The sequence below is a fragment of the Caballeronia sp. SBC1 genome (assembly GCF_011493005.1).
Lineage (GTDB): Bacteria > Pseudomonadota > Gammaproteobacteria > Burkholderiales > Burkholderiaceae > Caballeronia.
Genome location: NZ_CP049157.1, coordinates 613,547 through 633,370, shown reverse-complemented (window position 1 = coordinate 633,370; position 19,824 = coordinate 613,547). Strand labels below are relative to the sequence as shown.

The following is a 19,824-nucleotide window of genomic DNA, read 5'->3' as shown; positions in this document are numbered from 1 at the left end:
GCGTGAACGAATCAGATCGCGCGATCCAATCAAAGATTGCACTGTATTCCGCCCTGTCGCATTAGAAAATCGATACTTATTGATGCAGCCCATTACGATACATAATATGTCCATGACCCAGAATCTCGACATCAATCTCGTGCGGACCTTCGTCGCGGTGGCGGACCACGGCAGCATGACCGTGGCCGCGAACAGCCTTCATCTGACGCAAGGAGCGGTGAGCCAGCAGATCAAGCGGCTCGAGGAATCGTTCGATTGCAGTCTGTTCGAGCGAGAGGGGCGCCGGCTGGAACTAACCTGTATCGGCGAACGTTTTCTTGGCAAGGCCAAACGCCTGCTCGGAATGAACGACGAAATCTGGGCGGATATGGCAACGCGTCCGCTACAGGGACCGCTGCGGATCGGCGTGCCGTACGACCTCGTGGGAACGTGCTTCCCGCCCATCTTCAAGGCGTTCGCGGAAGCGTGCCCCTACGTGGACATATCGCTCATGTGCGCAACGTCGCCAGAGCTCTCCAAAGCGCTTGCAAGCGGTTCGCTTGACCTGGCGGTCATAGAAGCCGCCACGCACGAAGCGGCGGGCGAATGCCTGCGGGTCGAACGACTGGTCTGGGTAGGCGCAAGAGGGGGAACGGCGCATTTGAAGCGGCCGTTGCCGGTCTCGATCGTGGCGGAATCCTGCGCGTTCAGGCCGGTCGTTTTACAAGCGCTGCGCGAGAAGAACCTCGAATGGCGAAGCGTGTTCGAGAGTGGCAACATCGACGCGACAACTGCGACTGTGAGAAGCGACCTGGCGATTACCGCCTGGTTGGCGTCTACCGTCCCGGCCGGCCTGGATATCCTCGATACAGATGCCGGCATGCCGGCGCTGCCGAACTTTGCGATCAGTCTGCATTTGCCGTCCAACTGCGGACCGGCGGCGCGGGCATTCGCACAATACGTTCGCGACGGTGTGTTGCGATGGTCCTGACCTTGGTGCGGCGGCATCGCAATACACGCACAGACAAGGGAGCTGATGAACCAGTGTCTCGCTTCATGCCATTGCGGCAGCATCAAGTTCTCGTTGCAAGCCGATTATTGATGAACTCGTGATATGCGATTGTTCGCCCTGCGCGAAACGCAGCGCGGTAATGGTGACGGTCCAGCGTGACAAGCTCAAGGTGATTTAAGGTGAAGAAGCGTTGAGCCTGTATCAATGGAATACCAGGCGTGCACGCCACCGTTTCTGTTCGACGTGCGGCATCTGCACCTTCCATCAGCGGCGCACGGACGAGAACGTTTTCAGCGTGAATGTGTTCTGCATTCAAGGCATTGATCCGACAAAAATCCCGGTTCGACACGTTGATGGGAAAAGCTGTTCCGTGGTGTAGGGTTGGTTATCCAACGCTAAGCATGAACGCCGAGCTTGAGTGCGGCCTTGCGAACGGCGGTGGCAATGTCGTTGCTGATGGCGGGATCCTGAACAGCGCGAGCGAGCGTTACGCCGCCAACCAGCATGGCGAGCAGCGCGGTCGCTTCCTCGCGCCGGGCCTTAGGCTTGCCCTCCAGTCCGGCGGCCACCGCTTCAATGATCGCGCACAATTGCGTTTCGTAGGCTTTGCGGGTCTCGTCATCGGCGCGAGCCACTTCGATCGAGAGGCTTTGTAATGCGCAACTCTCCGCCAGATCGCAGGTCCGCCGATCTCCCAGGTAGAAGTTGATAAACCCCTCGCGCCAACGGCTCCCCAATTGCTCCCGGGTCTGCTCAATACCCACTTTCAGTTCGTCAAGCCCAACCGTCACCGCCTCGCGGAACGCAGCCGCTTTCGACTTGAAGTGTGCATAGAACGCGCCCGATGTCACCTCGGCGTCCTTTGCCAGTCCGTCCACCCCTGCGCCGCCGAATCCAAGGCTTCGGAACCCCCGACCCGCGCTCTTGAGAATCCTCAGCCTGCTTTCTTCCTTCTGATCCGCCCGATTTGCCATGCCCATGCTCTCCAGATAACGATCGATATTTGGTTCTTGACGATATCACGATTGTTGTGAAACTATCGCCACATCACGATCGTTATATAACGATCGTGATGTCAATGCAGAAACTCTGATTCGACCAACTGTCATCAAGGAGTTGCTTAAATGCCTATTTCAATTCAAGTTACCGAAGGTCTTCTCACCCGCGAAGGCGAGCGTGAAGTGTTCCCGCTCGTCGCGGAAGCGTTGCTGAGCGCACACGGCCTGACCGGCAACCGCTTCATGACCCCGAACGTTATCGGTCATCTGGTTGTGAGCCCGGAGTCGGGGAGCTACGTGGGCGGCAAGCCCCAGTCGCTGGCAATTGTCGAGGTGAAGGTCCCGTCGGCTACCTTTCCGAATGCCGAGGTCAAGCAGGCGTTCATTGGCGCGGTCACTGACCTCATCGACCAGTTCAAGGCAGGGGCCCATCCGCGTGAGCGGACGTTTGTCAACGTGACGTATGCGGTTGATGGCGCCTGGGGCATCGGGGGGAAGGCGTATTCCAACGCGGAGATTGGCGACGCCATTCAGCAAGGCGCCAGCTAAAGCGTGCCGGTCAGGCGCTACTGGACACACTTGAACACTTCGGCACTCCGGGAGTAACGGCTATGCAGCTATCAAACTATCTGTTCTTCTCGAAGGCGTGCGAGCAAGCCCTCGACTTCTACGCTGAGTGCGGTCTGGGCAAGGTCGTTGAAGTCCTGCGCTACGGCGCAGGCGACATAGCGCTCGCGAATGAGTCGATGCGAGGCAAGATCATGCATGCCAGGTTCGAGGGGCCGGGTGTTCTCTTTTACGCCTCTGACAATGACGACGCCGAACCGATGCACGGTTCGGCGCACATCCTGACGATGGATAACCGCGACCAGACAAACCAGCTGTTCGAGCGATTGGGTCAGGGCGCAAACGTAACCACCCCGCTTGCTGTGCAGCCCTGGGGTGGTTATTTCGGTAAGCTAACCGACAAATTCGGCGTTTTCAGTGGATGCTCAATTGCTCGGCTTGACTTCCATTTTAGGGTTGCCTCAAGGATCTCGCTAAGGCCGATCGCGCTCGCTATAGCAAACGCCAACGCTCCAGTTCTTCTGCCAACGTATCGACGCTGACAAACTTGTATCCGTGCAGACCGGCGTTGATCGCGCCGACTACGTTGGTGTCCGTGTCGTCGATGAAAAGCGTTTCGTTCGCGCATACGCCGAGCTGTTCGAGACAACGAAGATAGGCTTGAGGCGCCGGCTTCGCTGCACCGAACAAAGCGGATGCATAGACGTGAGGGCCGAAGAGTTGCGCGACAGGAGGATTCAGATAGCCGATATAGTCAGTGACCAGGCGGCAGTTGTTTGTCAGCACTGCAATGCGGGAGCGTTCGGCTACACGTGCGGCGAGTGCGATCACTTCCGTGTAAGGCGTGATCGACGCGCGGCGGGCAGCGAGCCAGTCGTCGCGATGAATGGGGTAGCCCAGCAAGACGCCCAATGCGCTGAGATACTCGTTGTCGCTGATTTGCCCAGCATCGGCGCGTGCTTCGAGTCCGGATTCCCAGATGGCGTGACGCACGGCGTCGGGCGCCTGACCTGACACGGCCGACAAGTGATCGACTCGTGCGGAGCGGTCATAGTGCGACAGTACGCCTTCCATGTCGAACAGGACCAGCGCGGTGGATGCTGTCATGTGTCGGCCTCGCGGCAAATGCTTCCAGAAGGCGAACCATTCATCAGGCGATATGCCCTCAGGCCGCTGGAAGTTTCTATTGTGCCGCGACGAAAAACACCGTGGTTAAACAGGACAGAAGGAACGCTGTTGCCCGAAGAGATCGGTCCGCGTATGCCAGAAGCAGCTGCTAAGACGCACCTGCTAAACTCGACTCGATTCCCGACCTTTATGTGTTTGAATAATCCAATGATGAAGAGTAGTGCAAAAGGCGGTCTTGTCTATTCCACCGATGGCGGACGGATGTGTCCCGAATGCAGGCAGGCGCTCGCGGCGTGTGTCTGCAAGACGATTACCAAGGCGTTACCGGTAGGTGATGGCGTGGTGCGAGTGACTCGCGAGACCAAGGGCCGGGGTGGGAAAAGCGTGACGATCGTTAAAGGGCTGCCGCTCGATCCTCTCGCCTTGGGGTTGCTGGGAAAGCAGTTGCGCACCGCCTGCGGTTCTGGTGGAACGGTGAAGGATGGCGTGATTGAGGTGCAGGGGGACCATTGCGAGCGGGTCGTCGAAGCGCTTAGAAAGTACGGCTACAGCGCCAAGCGGGCCGGGGGCTAATCGCTTCAGCGAGCGGAGACGCTACGAGTTTAATGGACCGTGTTTCAGACTTACGTGGTGACGGTTCCCTGACGTTGACTTTGCCAACGTTCATATCATCGACCACGGGCTCATGCGAAGGACGGACACGCCGGTCGTATGTCCTCCAGACTGGGAATGCACGTCTTGGACAACTTAAACTCCGGTAGTCGATCTCGCTCGAACGCGGCCGTCTAGCCTATTTGCATCGACAACGCTGCCGACGAGTTCTGCATGCGGCCAACATCGGCCGGCCAAGGTTGCCTCGGAATCCGCGACAATTAGACAGAAACCGCTATTCAGGGAGCGTTGGAAATGTTGATTGCCTTCGGGGGGCTACCGGGAACCGGAAAGACAACGGTAGCGCAAACACTCGCACGCAGGCTCGCCGCCGTTTATCTGCGTATAGATACGTTGGAACAGGCATTCATCGCATCCGGGAGCGGCCAGGCGGATATCGGATCTGCCGGCTATCTGGCTGCATATGCAGTTGCGGGCGATAACTTACGTCTTGGGTTGACCGTGGTTGCGGACTCGGTCAATTCGTTGCACATTACGCGTCGCGCATGGAGAAATGTGGCGCTCGATGCAGGCGTGCGGATCTTCGAGATTGAGTTGATTTGTTCTGATGCGGCGACGCACCGTCTGAGGGCCGAGGGGCGAAAGGCCGATATCCTGGGCTTTCAACTTCCGACATGGAAGAGCGTGCTTGAACGTCAATATGATCCATGGGAATCAGAGCACCTTGTCATCGACACAGCGAACGTGTCCGTTGAGCAGGCCGTCGAAGCAATCACGCAATGCCTATCGCTGGCGCCTCCGGAAACTCGAACGCGCCCGTCAACGGCAGCCCTATCAGCGCCCCCGGACAGCGACGATGTAATTCGTTAACCGTCGAGGTCGCCGCAATAAAGGCGAACATCGCGAGCCGAAGGAAAATGCCTGTCTAAGACGCGCGGACGACCTCAGATTGTTGCCACAGAGCCTTCAAGTGGTCAACGAACCATTTGCCTGCGGGTCCCGGGGGCTGCGAAGGCTGGTGATACACGGACATTGTCAGCATCCAGCCACTCGGCGGCATGTCATCCACGTCCAGAACGACCAACGTGCCTGCGGCAATGTCTTGTTCGACCATGTGCAAGGGCATTCCTCCCCATCCCACGCAATCTTTGAGAAACGCATACTTCGTCGATAAGTCCGCCAGGCGCCACGTCGATGCTGACGCAACCCCGAAGTCACGGCCTGCGGTGAGATCCGACCTGTCTGTCAGGACTAGTTGGACATGTTTGGCGAGTTCACGCCGCGGTATCCGATGGCCCACGCTGGCGAGGGGATGGCATGCCGAAGCGACTGCGACCAACGGCAGTTCGCCGAGTCGCTCGCTAACCAATGAGGGAAACGCCTGCGGCAGTGGTGGCAGTATTCCCAAGCTGCATCGCCCATCCAGAACGGGTTGATAGGCGGCTCCCAAGCCCTCGACGAAGAGCCGCAGCGGCGTCAACGGAAACCGCTCTGCGAATGCTTTCGCGACGGCGCTGACCACGGCGGTCGGGAAGAAAACATCGACCACCACCGAGAGTTCAGCCTCGACGCCCGACGTCATGAGTTTGGCACGTGCCTTAAGCGTGTCCACCCCGGCGACGATGTTGCGCGCGTCGGCGAGCAACAGCACGCCCTCCGGTGTGAGCTTCGGAAACCGGCCCGAGCGGTCGAACAGCACCACCCCTATCTGATCTTCCAGCCCCCCGACCCAGCCGCTCACCGCGGACTGAACGCGGTTGAGCTTTCTCGCTGCAGCCGAGAAGCTGCCCTCATCCACGGCGGCGATGAATGTTCTGAGTTGATCTAGCGAGATCCCGTCCAGCATTGGTGCTCCATCCATCTTTGGGGTAGATGGATTGTATCTCGATATACCGGCTTCTCAGATGCATGAGGCGCTGCAATTATTTGTACCAACGCAGCGAGGTTGTCGTGAAGCGCATCGGCCGCGCTTTACGGTGCCCGGATCGAGCCCATTCAACCAAGGAGTTCTTATGACCTGTTCCATCATCGGCAGCGGCTGCGTCGGCGTCGCCATCGCCAGTCAATTCGCCCGTAGCGGCATCACGGTCGGCATCGCGAACACGCGCGGGCCAGAGTCCATCGCGTCCATGGCCCAAGAGTTGGGTGACGAGGTGATGCCCCTCACGCTACAGGAGGCACTCAAGGCAGATGTGATCATCCTGGCGGTCCCGTTCTGGGCACACCGCGACGTCGCGAAAGCGGCGGTGAGCTGGAAAGGCAAAGTCGTCATCGACGCCACTAACGCCTACGGCGTGCCGCTGTCCGAGCTGGACAACCTGCCTTCCTCGGCGGTCGTGGCGAAAGCGTTCCCAGGGGCATCCCTTGTCAAGGCGTTCAATCATTTGCCCGCCAAAGTGCTCACCGAGGATCCCGTCTCTGCCGGTGGCCGTCGGGTGATCTTTCTGTCCAGCGACGACGAGGCGGCAAGCGCCACGGTCGCCGCCCTTGTCGAACGGCTCGGTTTCGCGGCGGTCAGCCTCGGCAGGATCGCCGAGGGCGGTCAGCTCGTGCAGGCCCGGGACAGAAGCTGGGCGTCGCTGATTTTCCAGGACCTGTTCAAGAGGGAGCAATAAACCATGTACGACCATGTCATCTGGCCAGAGCGCTACGACCCGAAAACGTCGGCCATCTACGCGCTCAACGACATCGACGTGAAAGCGCCGCCCGCAGTGGTGTGGAAGCTGCTCATCGACGCAAAGAACTGGTCGAGGTATTTCCCACCGGAGGATCAGGTCGAGATCCTGTCCGGCGAGTCGGAACTGGCCTTGGGAACGCGCTACCGTCGCGTGACCGTCGGCTTTCCGATGAGCTTGGTGGTGACCGAATACGTGCCGAACCGAAGGCTCGCCTGGGCGACCATCGTCGACGGCGACGCGACCGGTTCCAGCGCTTACCACGGTTGGGTGATCACGCCGACGGACGAAGGTTGCCACGTGCTGACGGAAGAGACACAACAAGGTCCCTGGTTTCTCGACGTGCTCGGACGCCAGCATCCCGGTGGGCTCTATCGCTATCACCAGGATTGGGTTGAGCGCCTCGCGCGTGCCGCAGAGGCGGAAGTTGCGAAGAACGCCGGATGACGTGTCAGTTTCAAAGTGCAAGGGCGGTGCGCGTTGGACTGTTTGCAAGCGGAAGTCGCGGACCTGCTTCCGCGCGAACGAAGTCTGGTTTTGCGTGCCTGTGTCGATGAATCGAATTGGCGGAGCAGTCGCTCTGCCATCCATACCCAGAGAAGAAGTCTATGAAAATCGAACTTAAAAGCCGCAAGGCCATCGTTACTGGCTCGACGGCGGGCATCGGCCGCGCGATCGCCGAGGGCCTCGCCCGCGCAGGCGCATCGGTCGTGATCAACGGGCGCGGAGAACAGAGAGTGGCCGCCGCGTTGGAGGAGATCCGGGCTCTCTTGCCCGACGCGGAATTGACCGGCATTGCCGCCGACCTGTCGACCGCGGAGGGATCGGCAGCCCTCGTGGCGCAGGTGGCGGATGCCGACATCCTCGTCAATAACCTCGGCACCGCGCATCTGAATGGTTTCTTCGACCAGAGCGACAGCGAATGGCTCGACCTCTTCCAGCTCAATGTGATGAGCGGCGTGCGCGCCGCACGACATTATCTGCCGGGCATGGCCAAGCGCGGTTGGGGTCGGGTCGTGTTCATCAGCAGCGAGTCCGCCATCATGATTCCCAAGGAGATGATCGACTACGGCATGACCAAGACGGCGCAACTTGCGATATCGCGGGGACTTGCGGAGTTGATGAGCGGTACCGGGGTGACCGTCAACGCGGTGCTGCCGGGGCCGACGCGCTCTGAGATTCTTGGCAACTGGATGAAGGCTACGGCTCAGGAGCAGGGCATCACGCAGGAAGAAGCGGAGCAGAACTTCCTGAAAACGATGCGCCCGACCACGCTACTCAACCGGTTCACGTCTACCGAAGAAGTCGCCAACATGGTGGTGTACGTCTGCTCCGAGCAGGCTTCCGGTACGAGCGGCGCGGCGTTGCGCGTCGACGGCGGTGTCATTCGCGCGATTCCCTGAGCCGATGCTCGATGCGCCTTTACTGCTAACGGCGCGCTCAAAGCTTCCGGGCCTCCGACAGTCCCGCCAAGCTCCGACCCTCTCCAAACCCAATCATGAAAAACGATATGTTCGAAGCAATCCATTGGCCTGCGGACATGGCACCCAGCCGCTCGCCCATTCATTTCACCAATGAGCTCGAGGTTGCCGTCGCGCCTGAAACCATCTGGTCTCTTCTCATCGAACCTAAGGCCTGGCCCCGCTTCTATCCGGGCGTCAAGGAAGTCGCCCTGCTGGACGGGCATCAGATGTTGCAAGCCGGCACGCGCTTTGAAACTAACCTGGCTGGCCAGGACGTCATCGCGTCGGTACAAGAGTTCTATCCCATCTCCCGCATCGCCTGGGGAGGCGGCCCGAAGGCTTCCGGAGAGTCCAGGGCCTATCACGCCTGGATCATCACGCCGACATCCCGCGGTTGCCACCTCTGGACTGAAGAAACGATGCAAGGGCCGCTCTGGATCGAATTGGCGAAGGAAGCGCCAGACATCTTCTGGCGCACCCATGAAAAGCTTCTGGAAGACCTCGCGAAGATCGCGCTCGAACTCGAAGCACAGGGCCATGTGAAAACCGATCGATAGTTGGCGGTGCGGAATATCCGAAACGCCAGCGTGCAGGCCTGCCGAGATATCGCCGCGATACGACCTGCTCGCGGTGATTGATCTGTAACGGTCCGATCTGGAGACCTGCAAATTTTCGCATCGACGAGCATCTCGGCATTACCTGACGGCGTCGTTGGCGCAGGTCGCAAGTCGGCCATCCGGATGTCGGCTCCGCTCAGTTACCGGACGCAGACGTGCCAATGACGCAAATCTCATCATCGGCCAACCCGATCAGCCGCCGCTCTTCGCCGCTCTTCGCCGTTGCGCCACGATCGATCTTGAACAGTCCGAAGCGATCCAAGCCACGTTTTAATTTGCGTCTCTGATGCCCCCTGCCTGAGCGGCGCTCGTCTTCAGGAGCTGCGCCAGATTGCCCACTGCCGCCGCCCCGAAGCGCTTGATGCGCTCACGAGCTTCCATGACGTTCGGGGCATCGCGATAGTGCGCGAGCCTACTGAACGGATTGAGCCGTGTTTCCTTTGCCCAGTTGGCAAGTGCCGGGTACGCAGCCCGGGCCCGTTCGTGCGCAAGAGTCGCAAGGAACGCGGACAAGTAATCCGTGTTCGCGTCCCAGTAAGCGATGGGCGGGCAGAGGTGGTTCTTGTCCTCGTCGCTCTTCACAATCGCCTCGATCACGCCGAGCATGGCGAACTGGTAACACACGAATCCCCAGAGGAATGGCTGGACGGTCACTCGCCCAGTCTCGAAGATCGGGCGCAGAGGTGGTCGCGCCAGCCCTCTCGACGCGCAGTGGACATGCACCGTCCCCTCGCTCGTAGACACGCTGCCCTCGTCCAGAACGATCTTTCCGCGCTCGATGCTGCGCACGTGGCCGAGGCGAACGACGTCCTCGATCCGGCGCAGAAGCTCCAACTCGGCCTCGCTGATCACCGCACCGCGAAACATGGTGGGAGCGAGGCCGGGATCGATGCGAAGGAAGAATCCTTCCGTTTCGAGGCGCGCAAAGAGATCCTGGATCGAAGTCGCCTGTGCCATCGCCTCGAGCTGGATCGCCATGCCGCGATAAGAGTCTGGGAGCAGCGCTTGCGGCTGCTGGAACCGGCGGTTCACCCACCATGCCTCTCGTGGTTTGATCCAGCGGATGGACGAAGCGGGCACGGCCTGTTCCAGCAGCCATACACAGGTGTCGAGGGCCGTCTTGCCTGCGCCGATTACGACGAAGCGCTCAGGCCGCTCCGTGATCGTGATACGCGCGATCTCGCCTGCGGGCACGCAGCGAACGCCATCGGCTACTTTGAAGGGAGGGGCGCTCGTCGCGGGAATGGTGCCTTCGAGATACGTGGTGTCGACGACCTTGCGCCGCACGCGCACTTTCCATGACTCTTGCGCGAGCCGGGACACAAAGCGGTTTTCCCCCAGGTAGTCGCTGCCCGGAAAGTAGTGGACGCGTCCACTGGGCAAAAAGCGGCGATGCATGACTTGCGCGAAGTAGGCCCGGATCTCGTCTGCGCCGGCGAGTTCGTAGTAGCCGCCATTCGTCCCGGCCACGTCGAGCGCGTCCTGCCCAAGCGGCACCGAGCTGACCCCGTAGAAGGCGGACGGCTGATGGAGACGGACGTAGGGATAGGCGTCGATCCAGTGTCCGCCGGGAGCATGGCGGCGATCGACTATGGTGACCGTCGCGTCGGAATGTGTGAGCAATGCGTCGGTAAACGCCATGCCAGCGGCGCCGGCACCGACCACGAGATAGTCCGTTTCGTGTTCTTCTATAGCCATTTCTCGCTCCTGTAACCCAGTCGGCGCCCTGACACCGGAGTCCGAAAGGCGGTTCCGGGTCGACTACGGAAGTTCGGTGCTGGTCGACGGCCGGCGTCGCGCGGCGTTGGTTATTCGTCTCTGTGCGGCCACAAGCTGCCGATCGCATGTGTCGTCGGTCGGACATTCATGGGTCGGCTTCGCCTCTCTTTTAGGCGGGTGCTTCAGGCTCCGCCCGAACCTCGACCGGCGGGACCACACAGCCGGCGATTCCCGCACCCTGGCATACATCGCCGATCATGACGCCGGACGATCGTCTGATCAGCGTAGCGGAAGCGCGGCTCGTGTACCAGCCGAGCGGCGCCATATGAGTCGTCTTGATTTCCTCGCAACGCGGATCGTCACTCTTTTCGATGCCGTAAACCTTTTCCAGATTGATCTGCACCGGATTCAGGCAATCCTTCGCGGTCTGGCCCGGGCAGCAGTTCCGCGTGCTCGGAGCCAGACGCTCCTCCGAGTCCAGCGCATGCGCGGAGCGCGCGCTCAGGAGCGCCAGTACGGAGGTGGGAACGTGGGACGTATTGACTTCGTGCTGCTCGCAAACCAGCTTCACGAAGGACGTTTCCTGCGCATCCGGCGGGTTGCCGTCGATGTCGAGAAGGAACGGACGCGTGTCTCCGGCTGGCGCAAGATTCGACGCGTGATCCCATAGCGTCTGCCCGCCCGAGTTGTCGGCGTAACCGCCATCAACGAGCCGGTGAGGATGGTCATCGTCACGCGGCGGATACGCGCCCGCCGGCGAGATAATCGGAAAACGTGCGCTGTGCAAGACGGCTTCTCCGAGCGGCATCGAAGATACATCGTAGTTGCGAGGAGTCGGTAGGCTCGTGTAACCGGATTCGTTGCGCACGTTCGAGAACCAGCTGCGCGCGCCGGTATCGGCGTCCGTTGTATTGAAGTACACCTTCGGTTGCGGCGAGATCGCGCCGTCGAGCCGCGCGATGGGCATGGCGAGCGTGACCGAAGGCTGATAGCTGCTGTCGGCCTTCATGAGCTCCGACGATTTCAGCGCCTCGATGAGCGCATCGTTCCAGCTTCTGAGCATCGCCATGCCTCGTTGCGGATGTATGGCGGGAACGAGGTCCACACTCAGCATTCTTGCGATCACCGGCGACAGATGGTCCTGCACGAGCGCCTGAGTCACGACATCGGTGAGCGGCGTTTTCAGGTCACCCATCCTGCACGTCTTCCACAGCCCGCGCGGCTTTAGCTCCTGGCGCGCCGCCAGATAGACCGCGACGCCGAGGCTGCCACCGGAGACGCTGCTCATCGTCTGGATGTGGTCGCCGAAGAGGCCACACGAGGCATCGTCGGCGAGGGCGAGGACCTGGGCCGTGTAGATCGCCGCGCGCAGACCGCCGCCATAGGCGTTGACAATCACGTTCGGTGTGCCCGTCTTCGCGGTGGACGGCGACGCGTTCTGCGGCGGCGGATCGAGCGATGCAGACGATTTGGGCGCGTCGAGTGTTTCGTGACCCACCGGCTCGTGAAAGACGATGCTCACGACGACGAATACGACGACCACCACAAACGAGGTGAACCCGGGCACGGCGCGTGAAACGTGACGCAGTAGGAGTTGGATGCCGCTGATCAGCACGACGGCGGCGGCGAGGAACAGCATCACGGTTGCCGCCGAACCGATGGTCCGGATGAAACCCGTGGAACTGAACGCGAGCGCGATGAGCGCGCCGAATCCGAGCACGATGAACGCGATGACCTGAAGGGTCACCTCTTTGAGGCGCAGCGCATCGTTGGCTTCCGGCAGGTCCGTTGAGAACAGCTTGTCGACGATCGCGCGTCGCGCCATCAGGAACCACAGCAGCGCGGCGGGCAGCAGCGTGCAGAGTGCGGAAAGCACGCCGACTTTCCACGAGGCGCTGTAGCGGATCAACAATCCGCATGAAATCGCGAACGCCGCCCCTCCGACCGACATCAACACCACCCTGTCGTTGCGCGCAGACGTCTTTCCGCGCTTGCGGCCACGCATCGCGCCGGTTACGAACAGCAGCGGCCCGGCGAGACCGAACACGACCAGCATGAGTCCTCCGGCGCCGTGTCCGCCCGGTTCGACATTCGCGAACATGAGCGCGCCTATGGCGGCGCCGAGCGCGGCGACGCCGTAAGTGCGCGGCAGCCATTTGATCGCGTGGCGCACGCGCTTTTCGTCGTGCGAGCCTTCGGGATCCTCGTATTGCGCCTGCCGTGGCTGGAAATCGCGCAACGCCCAGACCATCGGCATGCCGAGCCACGCCTCGACCGTGCAGAGCAGCCGGGAGCAATACCAGACGGCGAGCGCGACCAGCACCGATCCGAAGAGGTAGGACATTAGCGCCCCGATCTCCCATTGCGGTTTCGAATCGCTTCCGGCCGTATTGGACACTGACTCCGCGAATCCGCCGAGGATGTCGCGGCTCTGTGGCACGAGATAAAAGAGCGCGGCGAGGATGATGAGGCAGACCGTCGGAATCAGCGCCCGGCGCAGGCTCAGAAAGAGCCAGGGCATGATCCAGGCAACCGAGCGGCTGAGCCAGCTGTCGTCGAGTTCCGACGGATTGATGACGAACGGCTTGTTCTCGAGCTTCGGAGTGGCCATGACGCGTCCCTCTCTCGCTGGATTCGTTCCACGCGCCTGGACGCACTTTGGCGGCAGATATCGGGCGGTCGAATCGTCGGGGACGAATCGGCCATTCAATATTTAGGCGATTCGCGCCACGCGGGCGGGATTGTGGCGGATCAGAAGAGCGTTTTGGCCAGCGATGGCTAGCTTTGCCGAATGGCGGCAAGACTCAGGTCGCGAATGATGGCTGTAGTTCATCCAGAACGCGATGTCACCGCGGTGATGCGACGACTTTCCGCTCGGGCCCGGCAGAAGTCTGCCAGAAGCTGCCAGTTGGCCCGAAATTGCGAGTGGCGACGCACAAGCGAACAAGAGGCGTTCGGAGCTGGCCGTATATCCTTTTCAATCGATCTACTGCGCTCAGCCCGTTGATGGACGACGACTGTCAAGAATCAAGAGCGAACGCATTCCCATGCGCCTGTCCCGAATGAACGAGCGCGGCGTGCTGGCTTTATCTTTTTTGAGGGAACGGCCGGGACGACAGTAAGTGTCCCGGCAAGACTTTAGTGGGCTTCCGCGTGCATGGCCTTCTTGACACCTTCATCCCTCATCGGCTCATTGCCCCCGGTGACGTGAATGGGACCCTCTGGGACTTTCACGTCATAGCAACTCTTGATAATCTCGCCGTCCTTCATGACAAGGGAAATCTTTGCCGGATCCTGCAACACCTTGAGATCGTCCAGCGGGTTGCCGTCGACCAGGACGATATCCGCGTAATATCCCTCCGCCAGTTTTCCGATGCTATCCGGCTGCATCATCAGTTCGCCGCCAAGAGCGGTTGCTGACATCAATGCTTCTTTCGGGGTCATGCCGATGTATTTCACAAAGTGCTCAAGGTCGCGGGAGTTCGTACCATGTGGCATCCACGCAAAGCCGTAGTCGCCGCCCGGTAAAATCCGGATGCCGCGCTTGTGCATCTTTGTCAGCGTGTCGGACGCTACTTCGAGCTCACGGGCGTAGCCCATCTTCGTTGCAACTTCTTCTGTGATGCCCCACTTCTCAGCGTGATAGAGCGTGCTGACAAGCCAGCCGATACCGGGCGCGACGAAGTGCTTGTCCTTGTTCGCTTCGAGCATGTCGAGCGCTTCCTCGTCCGCGAAGCTCGCGTGGAATACCAGTTCCAGACCGTGGCGTACACACTGCTTGACCGACTCGCTCGATCGGGCATGAGCGGCGACGCGCTTGCCGGCACGTTTCGCTTCTGAAGCCAGCATGGCAATTTCTTCTTCCGAGAACGGAGAGGCCTCTGCCGGGATGCCTGCGATGTATTCGCCCGACAGGTTGATTTTCAGATGGTCGACGCCGTATTTGATGAACATGCGCGCCGCACGACGCACTTCTTCCGGTCCGCTCACCACCTCACCGAAGTTCAATTCCCTGAACGGCAGATGGGGAAGCGTGTTGTCGCCGAGACCACCAAGCGTTGTGATTTCCTGACTGCCCGCCAGATAACGTGGCCCAGGAAACTCGCCCGCGTTGATCGCGTTGCGCAGCACGACATCAAGACGCGCCTTCGCAGCGGCCGCACCCAGCGCGGACGTAAAGCCCATTTCCAGATAGCGCTTGGCCACACGCACACACCAGAGAATGTGCTCTTCAGGCGGCATGAACTGAATTGCCGAGAGCGAGGGCTGGTCGTTCCACGAAAAGTGCGTATGGGCCTCGGTCATGCCCGGCATGATGAATCGGCCGCGCCCGTCGATAGTGCGCGCGTCTTCGGCGTTCACGCGATCGCCATTCTTCGACACACGGGTGATGCGATTATCCTCAACCAGGATTTCGCCGATATACGGGTCAGCGCCGGTGCCGTCGAAAATATTGACGTTGGTGAATACGGTTCTGTTCATGTCTCCTCCGATAGGTGGGGGACTTACTGCGTTGACTTGTAAAAAGCCTTGAGCGCTTCGGCGCATTCGACAGGCTTCTCGAAGGTGGTCCAGTGGCCGCAGCCAGAGAGGACCATCACGTTGCTTCCGGCGATGCGCTCGCCCATCGCCTTCACCGCTGCGGGCTGCCCAACGCCGTCTTCATCGCCCGTGACGAGAAGCGTTGGAACGCCAATCTTCTCGACTTCAGTCGCTTGGGCCCCAGCGAGTGCTTCGCAGCTTTGTGCATAGCCTTCCGGCGACTGACGCATCACGCTTTCTCGCACGAGAGCGATGGCGACTGGGCGCTGTGCCTTCGTTTCAGCGCTCGTCGCGCCCTTGACTATGGCATCAGCGATCTCCTGCACGCCCGCGACGCCCTTCTCGCGGGAAAGGGCTGCACGCGCCTGAATGCCTGGACGACCTTGCTCCGGAGGCGCCAGCAGCGGCCCGAACAGAGCAAGGCTCTTGACGAGTTCGGGATGCTTGATTGCCAGATGCTGCGCGATGATCGTGCCCATCGAGTGCGCAACCATGTGCGCTTTCGAGATGTCCAATTCGCGCAGCACAGCAGCCAACGTCTCGACATACAAGTCGATGGACAGCGGCTGGGACGGCAACGCCGAACGGGCACTCCCGGGCAAGTCGGGACGGACGACTTTCATACCTTCGAACGCTGACAGAACCGGCGTCCAGTTGTTCGACGAACCGCCAAGACCGTGAATACAGACCACTGCCTGTCCGTCGCCATCGACTTCCACCGCGATGTTCTTGACCAGGGTTGTCGTCATTCGCCCACCTCATTTTCCAGCACGCCAACGTTCTCGATTTCAATGCGAATCACGTCGCCCTTCTGCAGGAATTTCGGCGGATTGAAGCCAATACCGACGCCCGCTGGGGTGCCCGTCGCAATCACATCGCCGGGTTGCAGTTCGATGCCAGCCGACAGCGTCTCGATGAGCGTCGGGATGTCGAAAATCAGTTGTTTCGTGTTCGAGTTCTGGCGCAGTTCACCATTGACCCAGCACTTCACGTCGATGTTCTGTCCGTCGACTTCGTCTGCAGTCACCAGATATGGACCCATCGGGCAAAAGCCGTCCAGCGATTTGCCAATAAACCATTGCCGGTGGAGCTTCTGCAGGTCACGCGCGGTGAAGTCGTTGATCACCGTGTAGCCGAACACGTAGTCCATGGCGTCAGCCTTTTTGATGCCGCGGCCTGCCTTACCGATCACCACGCCGAGTTCGGCTTCGTAGTCCAATTGACTGGTGACGTCAACGTGGGGCGGAATCTTCACGCCCGGACCGATAACCGTGCTGGCCGGCTTCGTGAAGATGACCGGTGCTTCCGGGGCGTGCTCGCCGTCCTTGGCGCTGCTGTCAAAGCCCGATTTCTGGAATTCGGCTGCGTGTTCGTGGTAGTTCTTGCCCACGCAGAAAATGTTACGACGGGGCTGGTCGATAGGTGCCAACACGGTTGCTTCGCTCAGAGGGCGTCCCCCGCCCCGTGGGCGCAGGTCGCCTTTGATTTGGCTGAAGCACCGGACCAATTGGACCATGTCTCCAGTGAATTCCGGTACCAGCGCCTCTACCGGCCAGAACACCGACGCATCAGTATCCACGACAGCAATAAGCGCTACGTCGTCCACGCGGAGGTTTGCAAGTTTCATAAAATGGCTCCTTAAAAAGTCCAATTGGTTTGCATGGATGAAACTGTAGAACCATATTGGGCATATTGCAAGTGAGGGTTAACCAATATCGTTACCAATTGGTACTTATCGTGATATGATTAGCTCAATGAAAACCGGGGAGCATGAGATGAGCGATGTCGAGGCGAAGAGCCCTGTGCGGGCCGCCGGCGCGAAAGCGTTGGCCGCGTATCTACATGATGAGATTGCGTCAGGTCGCATGCGCGATGGAATCAAGCTTCCGGCTGAACGGCAATTGAGCGAGCAGTTCGGTGCTTCGCGCGGCGCTGTCAGGCGCGTTTTGCAGGATCTGAAGGACCGTGGCCTGATTACTCAAAGCGTCGGTAGTGGGACTTTTGTGCTTCCCGGCGCGGCCAAGGCGTTGCCGGCGCCGGAAATCGTCGTTGACGAGATATCCGAGACGCAGACCAGCCCGGCCGAACTGATGGAAGCGCGACTCCTTATCGAACCGTTGATGCCAAAGCTGATTGCGCGCAACGCCACGTCGTCCGACTTCACGCGGATGATGGAATGCATCGACCGCTCAGAGGCGGCGCAAACCGTCGAAGAATTTGAGCACTGGGATGGCGAGTTGCATCGCACGTTTGCACTGGCAACTCACAACTCGTTCTTCCTCAAGGTGCTTGAATTGACCAATCGTATTCGTGAACAGGGCGAATGGGGCCGACTCAAGCGTCACTCGCTCACGCCAGAGCGGCGCAAGGAATACGAGGCACAGCATAGGGCGATTGTCGAAGCGCTACGTGATCGAGATGCTGAAGAGGCTGGTCAGGTTTTGACCGGGCACCTGCGTCAGATTCAACACAACCTGTTCGGGAATTGATGGCCGTATCTGCGTCCGTGAGATGGGCACGCAGTATCTGCCATGTCTCATGCGCGAGGTATGGCGCTCTTAAGGAACCGAGTTAGGAGAGTGAAGGTTAGTTGATGTCGGTGGCTGTCCGCACTACGCCAACGAACCGCCGTTCACAACGTTGCGCTGAGGGACCGTTTCGGGTCGAGAGGACTCGTTCGTCCTACGCTGGATTTCGACCGAAATCCAGCGAATCGGTGCCTCTTAGTACAGCTTGCCCGTGCGGCGCCCGGCACCGCTAGGTTTTCAGTGGCGATCACCGTCGATCTTTTGACCATCGATCTGCGCGGCAACCGCTAGAATTGCGGTTTTAGCCGGAATACGCTCGTGTCTTTTGCCTCGCTTGGCCTGATCGATCCCTTGCTCCGTAATGTGCAGGACCTCAATTACCAGACACCCACGCCGGTGCAGGCCAAGGCGATTCCTGCTGTGCTCAGTGGCCGCGACGTCATGGCTGCGGCACAGACCGGCACCGGCAAAACGGCGGGCTTTGCGCTGCCACTGTTGCAACGGCTGGTGCAACACGGCCCGGCGGTGTCCAGCAACCGCGCGCGTGTTCTGGTGCTGGTGCCCACGCGTGAACTGGCCGAACAAGTGCTGCAAAGCTTTGTCGATTACGGCAAAGGCCTCGACTTACGATTTCTGGCCGCCTACGGCGGTGTGAGTATCAACCCGCAGATGATGAAGTTGCGCAAAGGCGTGGATGTGCTCGTTGCCACGCCGGGCCGTTTGCTGGATCTCCATCGCCAGAACGCAGTGCAGTTTGATCAAATACAAACGCTGGTGCTGGATGAAGCCGACCGCATGCTGGATCTGGGCTTTGCGCGCGAACTCAACGCCGTCTTTGCTGCCTTGCCCGCTCAGCGCCAGACCCTGCTGTTCTCTGCCACATTTACCGATGATATCCGCGCCATGGCGGAGGGCATTCTGCGCGGCCCCGTCAATATCAGCGTCAGCCCGCCCAATTCCACGGTCAGCAGGATCAAGCAGTGGGTGGTGCCGGTGGATAAAAAGAACAAGCCTGACCTCTTCATGCACCTTGTGGCTGAGAACAACTGGCAGCACGCACTGGTGTTCGTCAAAACCCGCATTGGCGTGGAGTACCTGGCGGCCATGCTGGATGAAGCGGGCTATGCGGTCGACACCATCCACGGCGACAAACCGCAACCCGCGCGCATGCGTGCGCTGGAGCGCTTCAAGACGGGCGAAGTACACATGCTGGTAGCCACCGATGTAGCTGCGCGCGGGCTGGATATCGACGACCTGCCGTTGGTGATCAACGTTGATCTGCCGATCGTGGCGCAAGACTATGTGCACCGTATTGGCCGTACCGGCCGCGCGGGCGCCAGCGGCGTGGCAGTTTCCCTTGTGTGTGCCGATGAAGCGCCGCAACTGGCCGCGATTGAAGCGCTGATCCGGCAAACGCTGCCCCGCGAAGAAGAGCCGGGTTTTGAAGCCGAACACCGCGTGCCGCAAACCAGCGCGACGGGCCAGATCATCAAGAAACCCAAAAAGCCTAAGAAGCCTAAGAAGCCCAAAGTGCCGCAAGCTGCGTCGGGCGCCATGCCGGTGCTCAGTAAAAAGCCGCGCCCGCAAAGTGGCGAAAACAAAAGCAAGCCTGCGGCGCAGCGCGCTGTGGCCACGGGTGAAGGCGCAAGCTTCTCCAGCGCTAACCCATTCAGCGTGCAAAAGCCACGCAGCAAGCCCGCCAGCAAGGCCGCTGCGGGTTCACGTAAGTCGGCTGGCAAACCCGCTGGTGGCAGCGGCAAACGCCAACCCTGACGCAAGGGGATGAGTAACGCCAGCCCTGGAACAGGCTGGCGGTTTGCCGCCCGCTGGCAAGCATGCAAGGGTGCAGTCACTGGATTGACAATCGAATGAGAGTAGAATTTTCGTCGAAAAACATTATTTGCTAGTTGATTGACTATTAGAGCCCTGTTTTTTACAGGTTTTAATTCGTTGAATTGTCGCTTGATAGTTCTCGCATTCTGGA

At 60.0% G+C, this 19,824-nt stretch carries 19 protein-coding genes and 1 pseudogene; 11 read left to right on the top strand and 9 right to left on the bottom strand.

Annotated features, from left to right (window positions below):
• Positions 1-112: 112 nt before the first annotated feature.
• The gene (locus SBC1_RS20865) at positions 113-970 is read left to right on the top strand and encodes a LysR family transcriptional regulator (RefSeq protein ID WP_165101417.1); all 858 of its coding nucleotides are present in this window, start codon (positions 113-115) and stop codon (positions 968-970) included.
• A gap of 82 nt (positions 971-1,052) precedes the next feature.
• Here SBC1_RS20865 and SBC1_RS20860 read toward each other — a convergent pair whose 3' ends face one another.
• Positions 1,053-1,307, bottom strand: coding sequence for a hypothetical protein (locus tag SBC1_RS20860; RefSeq protein WP_165097009.1), 255 nt, complete (start codon positions 1,305-1,307; stop codon positions 1,053-1,055).
• A gap of 79 nt (positions 1,308-1,386) precedes the next feature.
• Positions 1,387-1,965 carry a TetR/AcrR family transcriptional regulator gene (locus tag SBC1_RS20855; RefSeq protein ID WP_165097013.1) on the bottom strand — a complete coding sequence of 193 codons (579 nt, stop codon included), beginning with the start codon at positions 1,963-1,965 and terminating at the stop codon, positions 1,387-1,389.
• Between the two features lie 150 nt (positions 1,966-2,115).
• Here SBC1_RS20855 and SBC1_RS20850 point away from each other — a divergent pair, with 150 nt between their 5' ends.
• Together SBC1_RS20850 and SBC1_RS20845 are read left to right on the top strand one after the other, a co-directional pair.
• Positions 2,116-2,538 (top strand): hypothetical protein, encoded by a 423-nt coding sequence (locus SBC1_RS20850; protein ID WP_165097016.1) that lies wholly within the window; start codon positions 2,116-2,118, stop codon positions 2,536-2,538.
• A 62-nt stretch (positions 2,539-2,600) separates the two neighbouring features.
• Positions 2,601-2,998 (top strand): annotated as a pseudogene (locus SBC1_RS20845) (VOC family protein).
• Positions 2,999-3,048: 50 nt separating this feature from the next.
• On the opposite strand, the gene SBC1_RS20840 reads toward SBC1_RS20845, so the two are convergent.
• Complete coding sequence (locus tag SBC1_RS20840) at positions 3,049-3,663, bottom strand: HAD family phosphatase (protein ID WP_165097019.1); 615 nt, start codon at positions 3,661-3,663, stop codon at positions 3,049-3,051.
• A gap of 231 nt (positions 3,664-3,894) precedes the next feature.
• On the opposite strand from SBC1_RS20840, the gene SBC1_RS20835 reads away from it, so the two are divergent.
• Both SBC1_RS20835 and SBC1_RS20830 read left to right on the top strand, forming a co-directional pair.
• A complete protein-coding gene (locus SBC1_RS20835; protein WP_165101420.1) occupies positions 3,895-4,257 on the top strand; it encodes a translation initiation factor Sui1 in 363 nt (120 codons plus the stop codon).
• A gap of 333 nt (positions 4,258-4,590) precedes the next feature.
• The gene (locus SBC1_RS20830) at positions 4,591-5,166 is read left to right on the top strand and encodes an AAA family ATPase (protein WP_165097024.1); all 576 of its coding nucleotides are present in this window, start codon (positions 4,591-4,593) and stop codon (positions 5,164-5,166) included.
• Between the two features lie 55 nt (positions 5,167-5,221).
• Here the strand turns inward: SBC1_RS20830 and SBC1_RS20825 are convergent, their stop codons facing one another.
• The gene (locus tag SBC1_RS20825; protein WP_165097029.1) at positions 5,222-6,142 is read right to left on the bottom strand and encodes a LysR family transcriptional regulator; all 921 of its coding nucleotides are present in this window, start codon (positions 6,140-6,142) and stop codon (positions 5,222-5,224) included.
• Between the two features lie 166 nt (positions 6,143-6,308).
• Between SBC1_RS20825 and SBC1_RS20820 the strand changes: the two genes are divergently transcribed.
• The 4 genes from SBC1_RS20820 to SBC1_RS20805 all read left to right on the top strand — a co-directional run bounded on the left by SBC1_RS20820 (position 6,309) and on the right by SBC1_RS20805 (position 8,991).
• On the top strand, positions 6,309-6,911 hold the full coding sequence (locus SBC1_RS20820; RefSeq protein WP_165097033.1) for an NADPH-dependent F420 reductase: 603 nt from the start codon (positions 6,309-6,311) through the stop codon (positions 6,909-6,911).
• 3 nt (positions 6,912-6,914) lie between these two features.
• Positions 6,915-7,418, top strand: coding sequence for an SRPBCC domain-containing protein (locus SBC1_RS20815; protein WP_165097037.1), 504 nt, complete (start codon positions 6,915-6,917; stop codon positions 7,416-7,418).
• A gap of 161 nt (positions 7,419-7,579) precedes the next feature.
• Positions 7,580-8,374, top strand: coding sequence for an SDR family NAD(P)-dependent oxidoreductase (locus SBC1_RS20810; RefSeq protein WP_165097041.1), 795 nt, complete (start codon positions 7,580-7,582; stop codon positions 8,372-8,374).
• Between the two features lie 95 nt (positions 8,375-8,469).
• Complete coding sequence (locus SBC1_RS20805; protein ID WP_243830311.1) at positions 8,470-8,991, top strand: SRPBCC domain-containing protein; 522 nt, start codon at positions 8,470-8,472, stop codon at positions 8,989-8,991.
• Positions 8,992-9,321: 330 nt separating this feature from the next.
• Here SBC1_RS20805 and SBC1_RS20800 read toward each other — a convergent pair whose 3' ends face one another.
• From SBC1_RS20800 to SBC1_RS20780, 5 genes are all read right to left on the bottom strand, one after another.
• Positions 9,322-10,749, bottom strand: coding sequence for an NAD(P)-binding protein (locus SBC1_RS20800; RefSeq protein WP_165097049.1), 1,428 nt, complete (start codon positions 10,747-10,749; stop codon positions 9,322-9,324).
• A 190-nt stretch (positions 10,750-10,939) separates the two neighbouring features.
• The gene (locus tag SBC1_RS20795) at positions 10,940-13,381 is read right to left on the bottom strand and encodes a hypothetical protein (RefSeq protein ID WP_165097052.1); all 2,442 of its coding nucleotides are present in this window, start codon (positions 13,379-13,381) and stop codon (positions 10,940-10,942) included.
• A 527-nt stretch (positions 13,382-13,908) separates the two neighbouring features.
• Positions 13,909-15,252, bottom strand: a complete 1,344-nt coding sequence (locus tag SBC1_RS20790) for an amidohydrolase family protein (protein WP_165097055.1) — start codon at positions 15,250-15,252, stop codon at positions 13,909-13,911.
• Between the two features lie 23 nt (positions 15,253-15,275).
• Positions 15,276-16,061 (bottom strand): alpha/beta fold hydrolase, encoded by a 786-nt coding sequence (locus tag SBC1_RS20785; protein WP_165097060.1) that lies wholly within the window; start codon positions 16,059-16,061, stop codon positions 15,276-15,278.
• On the bottom strand, positions 16,058-16,939 hold the full coding sequence (locus SBC1_RS20780; protein WP_165097063.1) for a fumarylacetoacetate hydrolase family protein: 882 nt from the start codon (positions 16,937-16,939) through the stop codon (positions 16,058-16,060). Before SBC1_RS20780 ends, SBC1_RS20785 begins: the two co-directional genes overlap by 4 nt.
• A 148-nt stretch (positions 16,940-17,087) precedes the next feature.
• Here SBC1_RS20780 and SBC1_RS20775 point away from each other — a divergent pair, with 148 nt between their 5' ends.
• Together SBC1_RS20775 and SBC1_RS20770 are read left to right on the top strand one after the other, a co-directional pair.
• Positions 17,088-17,801: a FadR/GntR family transcriptional regulator gene (locus SBC1_RS20775; protein ID WP_206366073.1), complete on the top strand. Its 714-nt coding sequence runs from the start codon at positions 17,088-17,090 to the stop codon at positions 17,799-17,801.
• A gap of 357 nt (positions 17,802-18,158) precedes the next feature.
• The gene (locus tag SBC1_RS20770; protein ID WP_165097066.1) at positions 18,159-19,613 is read left to right on the top strand and encodes a DEAD/DEAH box helicase; all 1,455 of its coding nucleotides are present in this window, start codon (positions 18,159-18,161) and stop codon (positions 19,611-19,613) included.
• The last annotated feature ends 211 nt before the right edge of the window (positions 19,614-19,824 follow it).

Excerpts from the sequence above, each read along its gene's own strand:
- SBC1_RS20815 (WP_165097037.1), top strand. The coding sequence starts at position 6,915 with ATGTACGACCATGTCATCTGGCCAGAGCGCTACGACCCGAAAACGTCG.
- SBC1_RS20840 (WP_165097019.1), bottom strand. The coding sequence starts at position 3,663 with ATGACAGCATCCACCGCGCTGGTCCTGTTCGACATGGAAGGCGTACTG.
- SBC1_RS20805 (WP_243830311.1), top strand. The coding sequence starts at position 8,470 with ATGAAAAACGATATGTTCGAAGCAATCCATTGGCCTGCGGACATGGCA.
- SBC1_RS20795 (WP_165097052.1), bottom strand. The coding sequence starts at position 13,381 with ATGGCCACTCCGAAGCTCGAGAACAAGCCGTTCGTCATCAATCCGTCG.
- SBC1_RS20865 (WP_165101417.1), top strand. The coding sequence starts at position 113 with ATGACCCAGAATCTCGACATCAATCTCGTGCGGACCTTCGTCGCGGTG.
- SBC1_RS20775 (WP_206366073.1), top strand. The coding sequence starts at position 17,088 with ATGAGCGATGTCGAGGCGAAGAGCCCTGTGCGGGCCGCCGGCGCGAAA.
- SBC1_RS20785 (WP_165097060.1), bottom strand. The coding sequence starts at position 16,061 with ATGACGACAACCCTGGTCAAGAACATCGCGGTGGAAGTCGATGGCGAC.
- SBC1_RS20810 (WP_165097041.1), top strand. The coding sequence starts at position 7,580 with ATGAAAATCGAACTTAAAAGCCGCAAGGCCATCGTTACTGGCTCGACG.
- SBC1_RS20825 (WP_165097029.1), bottom strand. The coding sequence starts at position 6,142 with ATGCTGGACGGGATCTCGCTAGATCAACTCAGAACATTCATCGCCGCC.
- SBC1_RS20800 (WP_165097049.1), bottom strand. The coding sequence starts at position 10,749 with ATGGCTATAGAAGAACACGAAACGGACTATCTCGTGGTCGGTGCCGGC.
- SBC1_RS20850 (WP_165097016.1), top strand. The coding sequence starts at position 2,116 with ATGCCTATTTCAATTCAAGTTACCGAAGGTCTTCTCACCCGCGAAGGC.
- SBC1_RS20820 (WP_165097033.1), top strand. The coding sequence starts at position 6,309 with ATGACCTGTTCCATCATCGGCAGCGGCTGCGTCGGCGTCGCCATCGCC.
- SBC1_RS20780 (WP_165097063.1), bottom strand. The coding sequence starts at position 16,939 with ATGAAACTTGCAAACCTCCGCGTGGACGACGTAGCGCTTATTGCTGTC.
- SBC1_RS20790 (WP_165097055.1), bottom strand. The coding sequence starts at position 15,252 with ATGAACAGAACCGTATTCACCAACGTCAATATTTTCGACGGCACCGGC.
- SBC1_RS20835 (WP_165101420.1), top strand. The coding sequence starts at position 3,895 with ATGAAGAGTAGTGCAAAAGGCGGTCTTGTCTATTCCACCGATGGCGGA.
- SBC1_RS20855 (WP_165097013.1), bottom strand. The coding sequence starts at position 1,965 with ATGGCAAATCGGGCGGATCAGAAGGAAGAAAGCAGGCTGAGGATTCTC.
- SBC1_RS20830 (WP_165097024.1), top strand. The coding sequence starts at position 4,591 with ATGTTGATTGCCTTCGGGGGGCTACCGGGAACCGGAAAGACAACGGTA.